We start from the raw sequence: 14,904 nt of genomic DNA, 5'->3' as shown, positions 1-14,904 counted from the left end.
AACAATTTATTTAAAATCAACTAAGGCAAATTTTCTACTTTTCTTTCTTCGAGTATAAATTAACAGTTGTTTATCATTAATTTGTTCCGAAAATTTAGGCACTGGATAGGTGTTTTCTTCACTAGCGTTGATTAGAATCTCCTTTTGGTATTCACCATTACTTTCTACTGTAGCAATTACAGTAAGGTAAGCATTTTTATCTTTACGTTTCATCCCTTTTCTTTCTTCTTTTTCAAAATAATTACGCGCACTTTCATTGTAAATTAAGTGAAGTTGGTCTCCATCTACTTGAAGAACATAAGAAGAAAGATACCCACCATCATTGGTACTGTGTTGACTCTTTTCAACTTTTGTCACCCATTCGATTTTCCCTTTAGGAGAAATATTAACGAGTATTACATCATTGTAGTGATAATGATAAACAGTTCTTGTTGTTGTATTTCCGTTGGCGTCAGTAGTAGTATAAGTAGAGACGGTAATGTAAAATTGTTCAGCCAATAGAATGGCTCCACCATCCTCTTTTAAGATAAAATCACTAAGGTCGTATTGGTACATTTCAATTGCTTTATCTTTTTTGAGCTCTTTTTTCTTCGCTTTAGCAATTTCTTTGTCGGACCAACCTTGTGTAATAAAATCTTCTTCAAACTCTCTAATACTGTTGTTTTTAATTTTTCGAGTGTCAAAGTCTATGGTCATATAAAAAGCTCCTTTAATGCTGGTTGTCCCATTTTTTGAGTATAGACCAGAACAAATGAGATCACCATTTTTAGCAATTTTGTAGGTAATATCGGTAATAAACTTATCCTCTAAATTAATTTCATAATCTTTTATTTTTCTACCATTGTCAAGATAAGCAAGTATGTGATATTTGTAGTTGGGAGCTCCTTTAATTCGATCTTTTTTACGTTCTTTATATTCCTTTCCTAGGAGGTAAACATCTCCGTCATTATTAATTTGATAATCCTGAATTTTAAAAAATTGTTCTGTATAAGGAAGTTCAATGTCTTTTTTCCACTTTTCATTTAGTTTTTCATCTAATACTGTAAAGCCAAATTTTTCTGGTGCATTTTTTTCATAAGGCTTACCTAAATACACCAATAACATAGATTCATCATCCGAGACCTCTACTCCAAAAGATCCCTTAAACTTTCCTTTCTCATAAGGAAGCTGTTCGATTTCGGTTAATTTCCCAATACTTAAATCATTTTTATCAAAGGTTCTACAGTAGAGCCTATTGATTTTATTTTTCTTATCTGGGAATGAACTAAAAACATAGATGTTATTGTTAATCAAGTAAGAACCTTCATAAGTCATTCTGTAGTTTCCATGGTGTTTCATGTCAATCACCGCTTTGTTTTTTAAGCCCATGTCATTACCGAAAATATTGATTTCATATTGACTCCCTCTTTTTAACGACTTAATTAAAAAGTGATTTCTAGAATCTTTTCCTAGGTATTTTATGAATTCTTCTCCTTTTTTAAATTTAAGTTCATCACCCCATGTGATATGGGCTTGTTGAGATTTTTGCAGTTGTGCAAAAAATGAAAGTGATATTGCAAAAAAGAAGATTATCAAGTTTATTTTTTTCATTTTTTATTATTTTTTCACAAAACTATAGATAAAAGATGAATTTATAACAACGAAAGGTTTTTAACTTTCATTTTCAAAGGCTATCTTTGCCTATTTTTAGGAAAATTCACAAGATTATTATGAGTAATACAAAAGTTAGAGTAAGGTTTGCACCTAGTCCAACAGGTCCATTACATATTGGAGGAGTAAGAACGGCATTATATAATTATTTATTTGCCAAAAAACATGGCGGAGATTTTTTATTGAGGATAGAAGATACCGATCAAACTCGATTGGTTCAAGGGGCAGAAGAGTATATTCTAGAAGCTTTGGCTTGGTGTGGAATTTCTCCTAATGAAGGTCAGGGAGTAGGTGGAGATTTAGGTCCATATAAGCAATCAGAGCGAAAGGAAGCAGGAATTTATAAAGATTATGCATTTCAGTTAGTAGAGAGTGGACATGCTTATTACGCTTTTGATACAGCTGAAGAGTTGAACGCAATGCGTGAAATGGCTAAAAGTGCTAAAATGGCTAATTGGCAATATAACTCTATTACCCGTGGTTCAATGAAAAACTCTGTTAGCCTTTCTGCTGATGAGGTAGAGAAAAGGTTGGCGAATGGTGATCCTTATACTTTACGTTTGAAAATGCCAAGAAATGAGGAAGTGCGTTTTCATGATGAAATTAGAGGTTGGGTAATTGTGAATACCAATAACATGGACGATAAGGTTATCTATAAGTCTGACGGTATGCCTACTTATCATTTGGCAAATATTGTTGATGATCACTTGATGCAAATTACACATGTAATTAGAGGAGAGGAGTGGTTACCATCTGCGCCTTTACATGTTTTGTTATATCGTTATTTAGGTTGGGAGGATACCATGCCTAAGTTTGCTCATTTACCATTGATTTTAAAACCAGATGGTCATGGGAAGTTAAGTAAAAGAGATGGAGATCGATTAGGTTTTCCTGTGTTTCCATTAGAGTGGAATGATCCTACATCTGGAGATACTTCTTCAGGATATCGTGAGAAAGGATATTTAGCAGATGCATTTGTCAATATGTTGGCATTTTTAGGATGGAACCCTGGAACTCCGCAAGAGTTATTTTCGGTAGAAGAACTAGCTGAAGCATTTACATTAGAACGTGTAGGGAAGAGTGGTTCTAAGTTTGATCCAGATAAAACGAAGTGGTTTAACCAACAATACTTAAGAGCAAAGTCGAATTCAGAATTAGCAGAATTGTTAATCCCTATTCTAGAAGAACAAAAAATAGAGGTTTGTAAAGAATATGTAGAGCAAGTTTGTGAATTAATGAAAGAAAGAGCAACTTTTGTTGAAGATATGTTAGACGAAGGACGTTACTTTTTTGAAGATGTTAAGGACTATGATCCTAAAACAGTGAAGAAGAAGTGGAAAGAAGATACCGCTACCATTATGCAAGAGTTATTGGTTGAGCTAAAGTCAATCGATTCGTTTACAACAGAAAATATAGAGGCTAAATTTCAAGCATATTTAGAGAAAAATGAATATGGATTTGGTAAAGTAGGGCCAGGGTTTAGGTTGTTAGTTACTGGTAAAGGAATGGGGCCATCAATGTTTCATATCTGCTCGGTTTTAGGAAAAGAATATGTTATTCCTAGAATTGAAGAGGGAATAGCAAAAGTGGAGGCTTTAAAAGCTGCTTCAGTATAGTAGATTAGTACTGTATTAATAATAAAAAAGAAGCCATTGTATTTTGTACAATGGCTTTTTGTATTTTTGTAAAAAAGTGTGGATTATGAAACGTATTATTTTGGTTCTATTATTATTAGCTCCCTTTTCTTTTTCAATAGCACAACAATTTTTTTCATTAAAGCATTATCCTTATTCTTCCTTTGGTGCACATGATGCATCTTTAAAATTTGAATTTAAGAACCATGACAACCCTGTAAAGTATAAAGTTATTCTTGGAGATGAGATTAATTATAATAATGGAAGATTTGATGTTACCTCTGATTCTATTATCTACTCTGATACTGTTTATGATGTATCGTTTGATCCTATAAGTGGTATGTTCCAGGCTTTTAAAGCTTATGCTATTGATTCGCTAACGAATGATACACTAGGGTTTATTAAAAGTAAGGCGATGTTAGGGAATTCCGATCCAGGTTATCAGAGAGTGGGGTTTGACTATGTCATTAATTCTTTGATTTGTTTAGGTGCATTTAAAATTGATTCAATGACCTACACTTCAAATTCCGGGTACTGGAATAGTAATGTTACTAATGAATTGTACCATAGTGAAAGTTTCGGAGCCCCAATTGCTGATACAATTTTGCTTCAAGGAGCTTATTCTATAGATAGTATATGTCATGGTTATTACCGTTTCTTTAGCCCTATTGGTTTTGAGACTTCCTTTTATATTGATAGTTTAGGTTCTTCTTCTTTTCCTGTAGATATTATCACCACAGATGATGATAATAGTTGCAATGGGACAGCGACTGCAACCGTTCAAAGTGTTCCTCCATTTTTGTATTCATGGGATAATGGTGCTTTTAATGCGAGTTCAACAGTAGGGAATCTATGTCATGGTAATCATATACTTTCTGTAGTCAATGGCGTTGGTGATACTGTTACAACCAACTTTGTCGTTCAAGAGTCGCTTAGTTATATCATCAGCACAATGGTAGATACTTCTAACTGTGGAGGAATGGCCATGGTGTCTAATTATTCAAGTAATGGTCCTTATCAATATTCATGGGATAATAGTGCTTATGGTGGGGATAGTTTAATTGCAGGCTTATGCTCAGGATTACACAGTTTATCAATGATCAATGTATTAGGAGATACAGTCCATACAACTTTTTCTATCGATTCCGTTGAAGTATTGGGGTTTGCATTCTCTCCAGATACTTCCAATTGCTCTGGAGAAGCTTTTGTTTTTGCAAATGGAAGTGTAGATCAATATTTATGGGATGGTAGTTCAAGTAATAATACGCCTCAAAGATGGGGATTATGTTATGGTTATCATACTGTAACCATTATCTTTTCTAATGGGGATACCATTTCGAGGTTGTTTGAAATAGAAGATTTAGCTTTTCTATCAAGCCTTGATGTGGTGACTTTCCCAGATACTTTAAATTGTACAGGAAGAGCGGAAGCAGTTGTTTCATCAACTACAGGTCCCTATCAATATTCTTGGGATGGAGGTAGTTATCAAAGCGACTCAATTATCAATGGGTTATGTGTTGGCGTACATGAATTAAAAGTCTTAAATTCATTAGGCGATACAGCGATAAAAAATTTCTATATTGATTCAACCCTCGTGATTCCTCAAGTAGATAGCCTTGTAATTAATGATGTTATAATTAATGTAACCAATAGCTTCACTTGCTATAGCAAAGTTGAAGTAACAGTTAACTCGAATTCAGGACCGTTTTATTATTCTTGGAATGGAGGTAGTTTTGGTACAGAAAATTCTTTAGATAGTCTCTGTCCGGCTATTAATACGTTGAGGGTGGTAAATACTTATGGTGATACTGTGAATACAGAATTTATAACCAATAGTATTGCTTTCTTAGAAACCCAACCAAGTATTGATAATTGTAACGGAAGTATGAAGGTAAAGATTTTATCAGGTGCTACGAATTATTGGTATTCAATTGATGGAATTAACTTTACTCAAGATAGTATATTTGAAAACTTGTGTAGTCAAAATTATAGTTTGTATGTTATCAACACTAATAATGATACGCTTGAAGTTGATTTTACTGTAGAGCAATTTAGAGTAGGGATTTATACACATTCTGATTCAGGAAGTTGTAATGGTGTTGTTATTGTAGATCACAATGCCTTTAATTCAGATAGTACACTTATATCTTATGATGGAGTAAATGGATTAATGGGAGGGTTAACTTTTGAAGATAGTTTATGTGAAGGAGTGCATCATGTTTGGGTATTTGATGGTATTGTTGGAACAGATACGATTGTATTGCCTTATGCTATTGCATCAAGCGAAAATACATGGACTCATTTTAATATTAATGGAGTTGTTGTAGATAGTCTTTCAATATTTTCGGAAAATTGTAGTATTGATTATCAAATTCCTATAGATTCAGCTGTTGTCAATAGCTTAGTGTATTTGGATTCTAATAATGCCGAATTAAATGTTTCTGTTTGGCAATCTGGGAATGAGCTAATATTTATTGATACTGTTGTTGCTCCTCATCATAGTCAAGGCTTGTTTGAAGTGTCAGTAACTTTTTATTGTACACAAAAAAGTAGCAATGATGTTTATAAAGTCGTTGGCTTAGTCGAAATATCTAATGGGGTTGAGACCAATATTGTAGAGAAAGTTAAAAAGCCCAAATTCGTTATTTTTCCTAATCCAACTGCTGGGATAATCAATGTGAAAATAGAGTCAGTAGAAAATGCTAAATTCGAAGTGTTTAGCTTAAATGGTAAACTTTTATTAACAGAATATAGTAGTCAAATAGATATTTCTCCTTTACCTAAAGGACTCTATATATTGAAATACAGTTCAAATAGTAGAAACGAAATACATAAAATTATCAAAGAGTAAATGAATATTATTCGAGTATATGGAATAAGAACCTATAGTTTCCATGGTTGTTTACCTGAAGAAACTCAAATAGGAGGAGACTTTGAAGTCGATGTAGATTTATGGGTTGATTTTAAAGCAGCAGCTGCAAATGATGATTTACAAAAAACAATTAACTATGTAGAGGTTAATGTAGTTGTAGAAGAAGAAATGGCTGTAAGGGCAGATTTAATCGAAACAGTAGCCTATCGAATCGTAAATCGCTTAAAGAAAGCACATAAACAAATTGAAAAGATACGAGTTGAAATTAGAAAAATTAACCCTCCTTTAGATGGTGATGTGAAATTTGTCTCTGTAATTGTGGAGGAGTAAAATATTTATCTTATATTTGCAGTCCTTATTGAAAAGGTCTCTTGGCCGAGTGGCTAGGCAGTGGTCTGCAAAACCATCTACGCCGGTTCGAATCCGGCAGAGACCTCATAAAAGCTTCAACAATTTTGTTGAAGCTTTTTTTTTGCACAAAATAGCCCCAAAAACAACCGTTAAATAGAGAAATTAGTAAAATTATTTTGTTTAGCTGTATTATATACATTTTCGTAGAAAAATATGTAATAATAGTTTTATGAAAAAAACAAGAGTACTAATTGGGATGGCAACAGCCTTATTTTTGGGTTCGTGTACAGTCTCACACACAGCAGTTGTAACCAACAACCCTGTAGGTTCTAGAGTTGGTGTCGCAAAAGCAGGAGCGTTTCAGAAAGATGCAGATTTTTCCTACAAAGCAGCAATGGATAACGGCAAAATTTCAAAAGTTGGAATCGCTGAAATGAAAGTAAAAGTGTTTATTTTTCCTAAAGTAACTTTAACAGTAACAGGAGATTAATTAATAAGAGATCATGAGAAGATATTTATATTTAGCAGCAGCTATAGGAATGTTAACATCTTGTTCTATAACAAGACCTTATACTGTAACCAATAATCCTATTGGGACTAAAAAAGGAGTTTCTAAAACAACAGTTATTTTTGGAGGTTCTGGAGGAGAACAATTAGCAGCAGGTATGATTGTTACCAATAAAAATTTTGGGGTAATTGAGGCTGCAAAAAAAGGAAAAATTGAAAAAATAGGATGTGTAGATGTAAAAACGACTAATTTCTGGCTTTTTCAAAAAGTAGAGGTAATTGTTACAGGAGAATAAATTAAAAAAAGATGAAAAGTATTAAAAATATTATAGCAGGAGCTTTATTGTTAAGCTTAGGTTCTTGTAGTGTTTCTGGCCCTTTATTAATTACAGACAACCCGGGAGGAAGAACAACAAAAAAAGGTGTTGCATCATACAAAACTATTTTAGGCTTTAGACCAGCAAATGCAGATGCGTCTATTGCTACAGCAGCAAAAAATGGTAAAATAACAAAGGTCTCTTCAGTTGATCAAACTGTAAAAGGAGGTCTTTTTGTAAAAACTTATTCAACAGTTGTAACAGGTGAATAAGGAAAGAAATAGTTTAAAACACCTAAGAGAAATTGTACTATACAATTTCTCTTTTTTCCTTCTGTTTTTTGCTGTGCAGTTTTCTTTTGCCCAAGATGATGTAGGGATTCAGCATTACCAAAGAAAACTGGAACGAAAAGATTATATATTACCTTTTGAAGATTATGCTTCAAAAGATTATCTCATTTATATTCCTGATTCCATTTATACTCAAGGAGTAATAACAATCAAAAAATTAAACGTATTAGGGACAAAGTCTAAAGCAAAATTTTTCTTTAATAAAAGACAATATACAAAAGTGGAGTATTATGTGAAAAAAAGTGCTTTACCTCTTTTTTTAGAGAAACTTAAGAATGAAGCGTATTATCTTGAAAGAAAAGACGAAATAAAACTTACTCAAGAAGAAGTGAAGAAAGGTTATAAAATTATGTTAGAGCCTCTAAAATAGGGTATAGCGTTGCTAAATCACTTCGTAGATATTTCCTGGTAATTGATGGATTAACCCTTTAAACTCTAATAATAATAACTGAGGAGAAACTTGACTAATGGGAAGGGAAGTTTTGACGGCAAGTTCATCCATAGATAAACGCTGGTGTTTTTGTAATAAATTCATTAAGGCATCTTCTTCAGGGGTTAAGGAGATAAAGAGTTGTTTTTGTATAGTGCTGGGCTTTTTTGTGTTTGTTTTCCAGCCTAAGATGTAGGCAATGTCTTTAGATGTTTGTAGTAAGTGAGCCTGATTTGTTTTGATTAGATGATTGCAGCCTTCAGAATAGTTAGCACCGATACGACCAGGAATAGCAAAAACATCTCTATTGTAATCATTCCCTAATTTTGCTGTAATCATAGAGCCTCCTGTAATTGCAGATTCAATGACAATAATAGCATCTGATAGCCCTGCTACAATCCTATTTCTTTTTGGGAAATTTTCTCTACTGGGGCGAGTATTGATTTTATGTTCAGTCAAAAGCCCTCCGTTCGTTAACATTTCTTGAGCAGTAGTATGATGAGCTTTGGGGTAAATGGAATCTAAGCCATGAGCCAATACACCAATAGTTGGGGTGTGAGATTTAACTGCTTTTTGATGAGCTGTGATGTCTATACCATAAGCCAGCCCACTAATGATAAGAACATTTTTTTTGGCTAATTCTTCGACAATTTTATTACAAATATCTTTTCCGTATGGAGTTGCATTTCTAGTTCCTACTATCGCTATTACTTTTGTGTTGTTAAAGTCACAGTGTCCTTTAAAATATAGAATTAAAGGTGCGTCTGGGCAATGTTTTAAGCGTTTGGGGTAATGATGGTCGTAGTAACTTAAAATTTCTATAGCATTGGAGAAGCAATAATCGAGTTGTAGTTGTGCTGTATTAAAAATAGTTCCTTTTTGCTTTGCTTCAATAATGTTGTAACCTATGCTTCCTAAGGTTTGGTATTGAGAGGAACTTAGCGATAAAACTTGTTCGGCAGAACCAAATTTTTTAATTAGCTTCTTGGCAATTGTAAGTCCAATATGGGGAATTTCTAGTAAGGCAATGAGGTAAAATTTTTCATTTTTTGGGGTCGTTAATTTCATTTTTTCTGTAGTTGTGATAACGCCTACTTTCGTTTTCTAATCGAGTTAAAAACTTTTGAGGAGTTGGGATAGATAGATTCATTTTTTCTAGGGTGATGGGGTGTAAAAACTTTAAAGCAACAGCACATAAAAATAAACCTTTATGTTTTAATATTAAGCCTTCTGTGCCATAAATTTTATCCCCTAAAATTGGAGATTTGATTGCAGCACAATGTATTCTTAATTGATGTGTACGACCTGTTTGGGGTTCAAGTTCGACCAAAGAAAGGTATTGGTTTTTTAAAGAAGGTACGGTTGTTAAGGTTTTGAAAGTAGTATGTGATGGTTTATCTTCAATCCTATGATCAATCGTTCCAGTAGGGGATGTCTTGCCAATCACTAAAGCATGATATTTCTTTTGAATTTCCTTACGTTCAAAAGCTTTTCCTAGTTGAACTTGGGCTGTAGTCGTTTTGGCAATTATCAGTAAACCACTTGTTGGGTTGTCAAGACGGTGTACAGGTAAGGGCCAATTGAGTGCATCAGGTTGATGGGACTTTTTTAAGTTAAATCCTAAGGTGTTGACTACTGTTTTGTATTGATTGCCACTAACGCTAATTCCTGCTGGTTTGTATAAAACAGCGATGTGTTCATCTTCGTATACAACAGGAATTTTTAGTGTATAGATCTTTGGAGGAGTAGGGTTGGTGTCAACTAAAGAAATTAGGTCTCCACTTTTTAGCCATCTTCCTCCCTCTGTAATTTTACCATTTAAAAGTAATTCTCCTTTTTTTATCGCTTTTTTAATGCCTTTTCTACTAGGAATCTCTTTAATGTTTTGTTCGCAAAAGCTATTAAATCTTGTGGGAGCGTTTAATTGGTTAACAGGATATGTCTTTTTGATAATAGTCACGCAGTAGCTTAAATTCTTATTCCAACAACACAAACATCATCTAATTGTTCCAGGTCTCCTTTCCATTCATCAAAACGCTGTTTTAAGATGTTTTTTTGTTGCTCAGGATGCTTTTTTGAAATAGATAACAACAAATCTTTAAAAGGTTTATACTTAAACTTCTTTCCTCTTGGACCTCCAAATTGATCAGCATATCCATCTGTAGAGGCATAAACCATATCTCCTTTTTCTAGTTGGAACTTTTGTAGGGTGAATGGTGTAACGTTATCGGAGAAGCCAATTGGTTGTTTATCCCCTTTCAGTTCTATGAGTTCAGAACCTCTAACGATATACAAAGGGTTTTTGGCACCTGCAAATTCTAGTTCCAAAGAGTTCATGTCGATTGAACAGATAGCCAGATCCATACCATCACGAATAATATCATCATTCCCTTTATGTTTATTGACGGTGTTGTAAACTTGTTTGTTTAAAAAATCAAGAGCTTGTGCTGGGTCATTAACCGTGCGTTCTTTTAAGGTTTGGTTAAAGATGTTTAATCCAATAATACTAATGAAAGCACCCGGTACACCATGTCCAGTACAATCTGCAGCTGTTAGTAATAACCTTTTTGAGTTTTGCCTATCTTCATAAGAGGTTGTCGTTTCAGTTATCCAATAAAAATCACCACTTACAATATCTTTAGGTTGAAATAAAACAAAGGCATCTTTAGTAATAGTGCTGACAGCTTCCAAAGGAGGAATGATGGCGTCTTGTAATCTTTTAGCATAGTTAATACTATCAATAATCTCTTTGTTCTTTTCTAAAACCTGCTCCTTTTGAATTTCAAGTTCCGTAGTTCGTTCTTTTACTTGTGTTTCAAGAAGTTCATTTTGTTGATCAATTAATTTGTTTTTTTCTGTAAGGTTTTGAAGTGCTTTTTCTTGTGCTAATTCCTTTTCTTTTTGTAATTCCCTAAGCTTGTTAGACATCGATAGACTCAATAATAATATTTCAAGAGCAGAACCTATTTTTAGAGCATTTTTGAATACAAAATCACTCTCAATGATATGGAAATTGGTCAATATAAATAGAATAGCACCAATAACTAGTGTAAAAATTGCTGCAGTAAAATAATTACAAATAGCTATTCCTTTGTTTCGTAAATACAGGATACTTCCGGCGATTAGGAAGAGGGTTCCAAGTGAGGTAAGATTAACAACAGGGTAGGAAAGTACATGTGATTTTCCTGGAATGAAGTTTAAAACAAGGTTAAAAGCTAAGACATAAAAAGCCCATTGGTAAATAGTGTTAAGCTTTTTGTAAGAAGCATCAATTTTTAAAAAAGCTTTGACATATATTAAGAAAGTAAAAGAGGCCAATACAGCAAAAAAGACAACCGTGTAGGGTTGAACAAACATCATGTTTCTAAAGATGTAGTAATAAGAGTAGCCATCTAGCGTAAATTGAAGAAGAAAAATAGAGAGTACGTATAATGAATAGAGGAGCAAAGAGCGCTCTTTCATTCCGAAATAATAGAAGAGGTAAAGAAATGAAAAGAGAATTAACATTCCATAATAGGCTCCCATAAGAAAAACGCGCTCTTTAGCTGCGATATGAAAGTCATTAGTGTTGTTAATAATAATGGGTAAACGAATATTCTCACCATCACTTTGTAATCTTAGTATGTAGTGTTTCTTTCCATTTTGAGGAATTTTTAAAGAAAAAGTGTTGTTAATACTATTGTTTGAACGTTGTTGGTAAGGCGTTAAATCGCCGCCATAATAGGTTTGTTTAATTTCGTAATTGTGGTATTCATACAGTGTTACTTTATCGGTAATTACTCTAGCAACATTGATCAAGAATTCTTCGTATGAGCTCTCATTTTCAATGTCAAATTTTAGCCAGAAAACTGAAGAAGTGAAGTCTATTTTTTCAATGTTATGCTGACATTGTTTCAAAGGAAGTCGCTCGTTATATAAAAGATCATTAATCGTTAGTTGGAAGTCCTTATCTTCAATTATCCAAGCCTCTTTCGTAAATGAGTTTCCTAGATTGCTGTCGTTCAGTACGATAGGTTCTATACTCCAAAAAGGAATGGTAACAGCAATAAAAAAAGTAAAAGAAATGTATTTAAATAAACCTTGCATTTTGAGATATTGAGACTTAAATATAGCTCATTTTTTATTTTAAGTTGAATTATACTTAACTTTGTCGTTCGATTTTTTACTAAAAATAGCCAATTTTTTATTAAATGAAAATAAGAATTACCAAAGAGTTTGATTTTGAAACAGCACATGCATTAGATGGTTATGAGGGAAAGTGTAAAGATATTCACGGACACTCTTATCATTTAAAAGTAACATTAATAGGAGAACCCACCAATGATATTTGCTTGTCAGATTGTGGAATGGTAATCGATTTTGGAGATATAAAAAAAATAGTGAGGGAGCATGTTTATGAGGAATTTGATCATCGATTAATTTTAAGAAAAGATTCTCGTTTCTTGGGGCTAGAGAAGATGAATCCAAGAATTCGATATGTCGATTATCAACCAACTTGTGAAAACATGTTGATCGAAATCGTGACTATGATTCAAAAAGAGTTAAAAGGAGAAGTGGCATTACACTCTGCATTTTTAAGAGAAACAGCAACAAGTTATGCCGAATGGTACGCTTCAGATAATATGTAGACAAAAACTTCGTTTGTTGATTATGAAGAAATTTTACCTTTTTACCTTTTTGCTGATTTTTTTTGGAGCTTTCAATGCTCAAAACTTGAGGGATACAATTATTTCAATTCCTTTTGTAAATTTGAGTTATTCTCCTCAAATACCAGGTGGTGACTATGGTGAGAGGTTTGGATTCACCAATAATATAGGGTTAAGCTTTGGGCTTAAAACAGCGAAAAATTGGCAGGTTGAAGTAGAAGGGAATTTTCTTTTTGGGAATAAAATCAAAGAAGATAGTCTTTTAAACTTTTTACAAACAGATGAAGGCTATATTATAGATCAGTATGGAGACGCTGTAAATGTTTTGTTATATCAAAGAGGTTTTTCGGAAACAGTAATGATAGGCAAACTTTTTCCTTTTGGAGGAGTAAATTTAAATACTGGAATAGTCGCGAAATTTGGAGTAGGGTTTATGCATCATAAAATTAGAGTAGAAAATCAAGATGATAAAGTGCCAGCTTTAACAAAAGCTAATTTGGTTTATGTAGACCGTTTAACCATGGGGTTAGCATTAAAACAGTATGTTGGATATCAGTATTTTAGTAACCGTAAGTTGATTAACTTCAATATTGGTTTGGAGTTTACCGAGGGATTTACACAAGGTATGCGTGATTATCAATTTGGATATGGGGCATACCGTGAAAACAGGAAAGAATTTTTGGTTGGGATTAGAGCTGGTTGGATTTTCCCTATTTATAGAAAAGCACCCGAAGAATTTTATATCGACTAATGTTAAGTTTAGGGTATTATACTGGTATTAGAACGTATGGCTTAGGAGTTGCTATAGCTCGCTTTTTGGGAAATGAAAAAGCTAAAAAGTGGGTAGATGGACGAAAAAATTGGAAATCGGAATTAAAAAAATTTAGAGCAAGTAACCAGCAGCAACCTTTGATCTGGTTTCATGTTTCTTCACTTGGAGAGTTTGAGCAAGTAAAGCCTTTAATCGAAAAGGTTAAACAAGATCCAGATTATATTAACCATATAATTTTTGTAAGCTTTTTTAGTCCATCAGGTTATGAATATAGCTTAGATTATGAGTTGGCAGATAAAGTATTCTACCTCCCTTTAGATACACAAAGTAATGCCAGTTATTTTATAGAAACACTTGAGCCTGAAATAGCAATCTTTGTAAAGTATGATTTTTGGTTTAACTACTTAAATACACTGCAGTTGAGTCAGGTTCCAATTGTTTATTTTTCCTGTAACTTTAGACCCAATCAAATTTATTTTAAATCTTATGCCAAATGGCAGCTTTCTATACTTGAGGATATTGACCGAATTTATACGTTAAATCAAAGCAGCAGAGAAGTATTGTCTAAATATAATTTTAAGCATGTAGAGGTTTGTGGGGATACGCGTTATGATAAGGTGATTCAAAATGCTGAACGGAAAAGTCCTATCCCGATTATCGAAAAGTTTAAGGGGGATTCCCCTCTGATGATTTTGGGTAGTTCTTGGCAGCCTGAAGAAAAAATTATAGGAAAATACCTAACCGAAAACCATAACGATTTAAAAGTAATCATAGCCCCACATGATATTTCAGAAAAGCACCTCTTAGAAATAGAGCAAATTATTACTGTTCCTATGAGGCGTTATTCGCAATTAACACCAAATAATGTTACTGAAGCGAAGGTGATCTTAATTGATAATATTGGGTTGTTATCTAATACATATCAATATGCAGATTATGCTTTTGTGGGAGGAGGGTTTACCAATGACTTACACAATATTTTAGAAGCAGCAGCTTTTGGAAATGCTGTTTTTTATGGTGATAAACATAGTAAATACCCAGAAGGACAAGAGTTGGTTGATTTTGGAGGAGGAGTCAGTGTCCGTTCGTATGAAGATTTTGAACAACGCTTCAATGAACTATTAGAGGATCATCAGCGTCTGAATGGTTATCAAAATAAAGCTCGAGAATTTGTGTATCAGCACAAAGGAGCTACAGCTATTGTGTTTAAAGCAATTAAAGAATTACTCTAATCTTGCGTTAGCTGGGATAATTTTTTTAATTTAACAGTCAGTTATTGGGGATAGCTAAACCGCCTTTTTCTAATTTTGAAATCAGATCATACAGCAATATTAAAAAAAATAACACTCAAAAAAGTGTTCAACCTCGCTCGTTT

The 14,904-nt window shown here is 33.3% G+C and carries 14 protein-coding genes and 1 tRNA gene; 11 read left to right on the top strand and 4 right to left on the bottom strand.

Annotated elements, in window-relative coordinates:
• Window positions 1–6: 6 nt before the first annotated feature.
• Window positions 7–1,590 carry a hypothetical protein gene (locus tag N4A35_12170; GenBank protein MCT4582158.1) on the bottom strand — a complete coding sequence of 528 codons (1,584 nt, stop codon included), beginning with the start codon at window positions 1,588–1,590 and terminating at the stop codon, window positions 7–9.
• 119 nt (window positions 1,591–1,709) lie between these two features.
• On the opposite strand from N4A35_12170, the gene gltX reads away from it, so the two are divergent.
• The 8 genes from gltX (at window position 1,710) to N4A35_12130 (ending at window position 8,051) form a co-directional block, all read left to right on the top strand.
• The gene (gltX, locus tag N4A35_12165; GenBank protein MCT4582157.1) at window positions 1,710–3,266 is read left to right on the top strand and encodes a glutamate--tRNA ligase; all 1,557 of its coding nucleotides are present in this window, start codon (window positions 1,710–1,712) and stop codon (window positions 3,264–3,266) included.
• Window positions 3,267–3,351: 85 nt separating this feature from the next.
• A complete protein-coding gene (locus N4A35_12160) occupies window positions 3,352–6,135 on the top strand; it encodes a T9SS type A sorting domain-containing protein (protein ID MCT4582156.1) in 2,784 nt (927 codons plus the stop codon).
• Window positions 6,136–6,486: a dihydroneopterin aldolase gene (gene folB / locus N4A35_12155; protein MCT4582155.1), complete on the top strand. Its 351-nt coding sequence runs from the start codon at window positions 6,136–6,138 to the stop codon at window positions 6,484–6,486. It begins immediately after the preceding gene.
• 35 nt (window positions 6,487–6,521) lie between these two features.
• Window positions 6,522–6,592: transfer RNA gene (locus tag N4A35_12150), tRNA-Cys, on the top strand.
• 144 nt (window positions 6,593–6,736) lie between these two features.
• The gene (locus N4A35_12145) at window positions 6,737–6,997 is read left to right on the top strand and encodes a hypothetical protein (GenBank protein MCT4582154.1); all 261 of its coding nucleotides are present in this window, start codon (window positions 6,737–6,739) and stop codon (window positions 6,995–6,997) included.
• 13 nt (window positions 6,998–7,010) lie between these two features.
• Window positions 7,011–7,310 (top strand): TRL-like family protein, encoded by a 300-nt coding sequence (locus N4A35_12140; GenBank protein ID MCT4582153.1) that lies wholly within the window; start codon window positions 7,011–7,013, stop codon window positions 7,308–7,310.
• 11 nt (window positions 7,311–7,321) lie between these two features.
• A complete protein-coding gene (locus N4A35_12135) occupies window positions 7,322–7,603 on the top strand; it encodes a TRL-like family protein (protein ID MCT4582152.1) in 282 nt (93 codons plus the stop codon).
• Window positions 7,596–8,051, top strand: a complete 456-nt coding sequence (locus N4A35_12130) for a hypothetical protein (protein MCT4582151.1) — start codon at window positions 7,596–7,598, stop codon at window positions 8,049–8,051. The genes N4A35_12135 and N4A35_12130 overlap by 8 nt, the downstream gene beginning before the upstream one ends.
• Window positions 8,052–8,063: 12 nt before the next feature.
• Here the strand turns inward: N4A35_12130 and dprA are convergent, their stop codons facing one another.
• From dprA to N4A35_12115, 3 genes are read right to left on the bottom strand one after another with little or no spacing between them, the layout of a single operon-like run.
• Window positions 8,064–9,179 (bottom strand): DNA-processing protein DprA, encoded by a 1,116-nt coding sequence (dprA, locus tag N4A35_12125; GenBank protein ID MCT4582150.1) that lies wholly within the window; start codon window positions 9,177–9,179, stop codon window positions 8,064–8,066.
• Window positions 9,154–10,071, bottom strand: a complete 918-nt coding sequence (locus N4A35_12120) for an RluA family pseudouridine synthase (protein MCT4582149.1) — start codon at window positions 10,069–10,071, stop codon at window positions 9,154–9,156. The genes dprA and N4A35_12120 overlap by 26 nt, the downstream gene beginning before the upstream one ends.
• 8 nt (window positions 10,072–10,079) lie before the next feature.
• Window positions 10,080–12,197, bottom strand: a complete 2,118-nt coding sequence (locus N4A35_12115) for a SpoIIE family protein phosphatase (protein ID MCT4582148.1) — start codon at window positions 12,195–12,197, stop codon at window positions 10,080–10,082.
• Window positions 12,198–12,301: 104 nt separating this feature from the next.
• On the opposite strand from N4A35_12115, the gene N4A35_12110 reads away from it, so the two are divergent.
• Genes N4A35_12110 through N4A35_12100 form a run of 3 tightly spaced genes read left to right on the top strand, consistent with a single transcriptional unit; the run spans window position 12,302 to window position 14,761 of the window.
• Complete coding sequence (locus N4A35_12110) at window positions 12,302–12,739, top strand: 6-carboxytetrahydropterin synthase (protein MCT4582147.1); 438 nt, start codon at window positions 12,302–12,304, stop codon at window positions 12,737–12,739.
• A 22-nt stretch (window positions 12,740–12,761) separates the two neighbouring features.
• The gene (locus N4A35_12105) at window positions 12,762–13,508 is read left to right on the top strand and encodes a hypothetical protein (protein ID MCT4582146.1); all 747 of its coding nucleotides are present in this window, start codon (window positions 12,762–12,764) and stop codon (window positions 13,506–13,508) included.
• A complete protein-coding gene (locus N4A35_12100; GenBank protein ID MCT4582145.1) occupies window positions 13,508–14,761 on the top strand; it encodes a hypothetical protein in 1,254 nt (417 codons plus the stop codon). Before N4A35_12105 ends, N4A35_12100 begins: the two co-directional genes overlap by 1 nt.
• Window positions 14,762–14,904 lie beyond the last annotated feature (143 nt).

This window comes from Flavobacteriales bacterium (assembly GCA_025210295.1).
Classification (GTDB): domain Bacteria; phylum Bacteroidota; class Bacteroidia; order Flavobacteriales_D; family Parvicellaceae; genus S010-51.
The sequence above is the reverse complement of the archived record's forward strand: the minus strand, read 5'-3'. Positions and strand labels throughout refer to the sequence as shown.

Excerpts from the sequence above, each read along its gene's own strand:
- gltX (MCT4582157.1), top strand. The coding sequence starts at position 1,710 with ATGAGTAATACAAAAGTTAGAGTAAGGTTTGCACCTAGTCCAACAGGT.
- folB (MCT4582155.1), top strand. The coding sequence starts at position 6,136 with ATGAATATTATTCGAGTATATGGAATAAGAACCTATAGTTTCCATGGT.
- dprA (MCT4582150.1), bottom strand. The coding sequence starts at position 9,179 with ATGAAATTAACGACCCCAAAAAATGAAAAATTTTACCTCATTGCCTTA.
- N4A35_12115 (MCT4582148.1), bottom strand. The coding sequence starts at position 12,197 with ATGCAAGGTTTATTTAAATACATTTCTTTTACTTTTTTTATTGCTGTT.
- N4A35_12160 (MCT4582156.1), top strand. The coding sequence starts at position 3,352 with ATGAAACGTATTATTTTGGTTCTATTATTATTAGCTCCCTTTTCTTTT.
- N4A35_12145 (MCT4582154.1), top strand. The coding sequence starts at position 6,737 with ATGAAAAAAACAAGAGTACTAATTGGGATGGCAACAGCCTTATTTTTG.
- N4A35_12110 (MCT4582147.1), top strand. The coding sequence starts at position 12,302 with ATGAAAATAAGAATTACCAAAGAGTTTGATTTTGAAACAGCACATGCA.
- N4A35_12170 (MCT4582158.1), bottom strand. The coding sequence starts at position 1,590 with ATGAAAAAAATAAACTTGATAATCTTCTTTTTTGCAATATCACTTTCA.
- N4A35_12105 (MCT4582146.1), top strand. The coding sequence starts at position 12,762 with ATGAAGAAATTTTACCTTTTTACCTTTTTGCTGATTTTTTTTGGAGCT.
- N4A35_12140 (MCT4582153.1), top strand. The coding sequence starts at position 7,011 with ATGAGAAGATATTTATATTTAGCAGCAGCTATAGGAATGTTAACATCT.
- N4A35_12100 (MCT4582145.1), top strand. The coding sequence starts at position 13,508 with ATGTTAAGTTTAGGGTATTATACTGGTATTAGAACGTATGGCTTAGGA.
- N4A35_12135 (MCT4582152.1), top strand. The coding sequence starts at position 7,322 with ATGAAAAGTATTAAAAATATTATAGCAGGAGCTTTATTGTTAAGCTTA.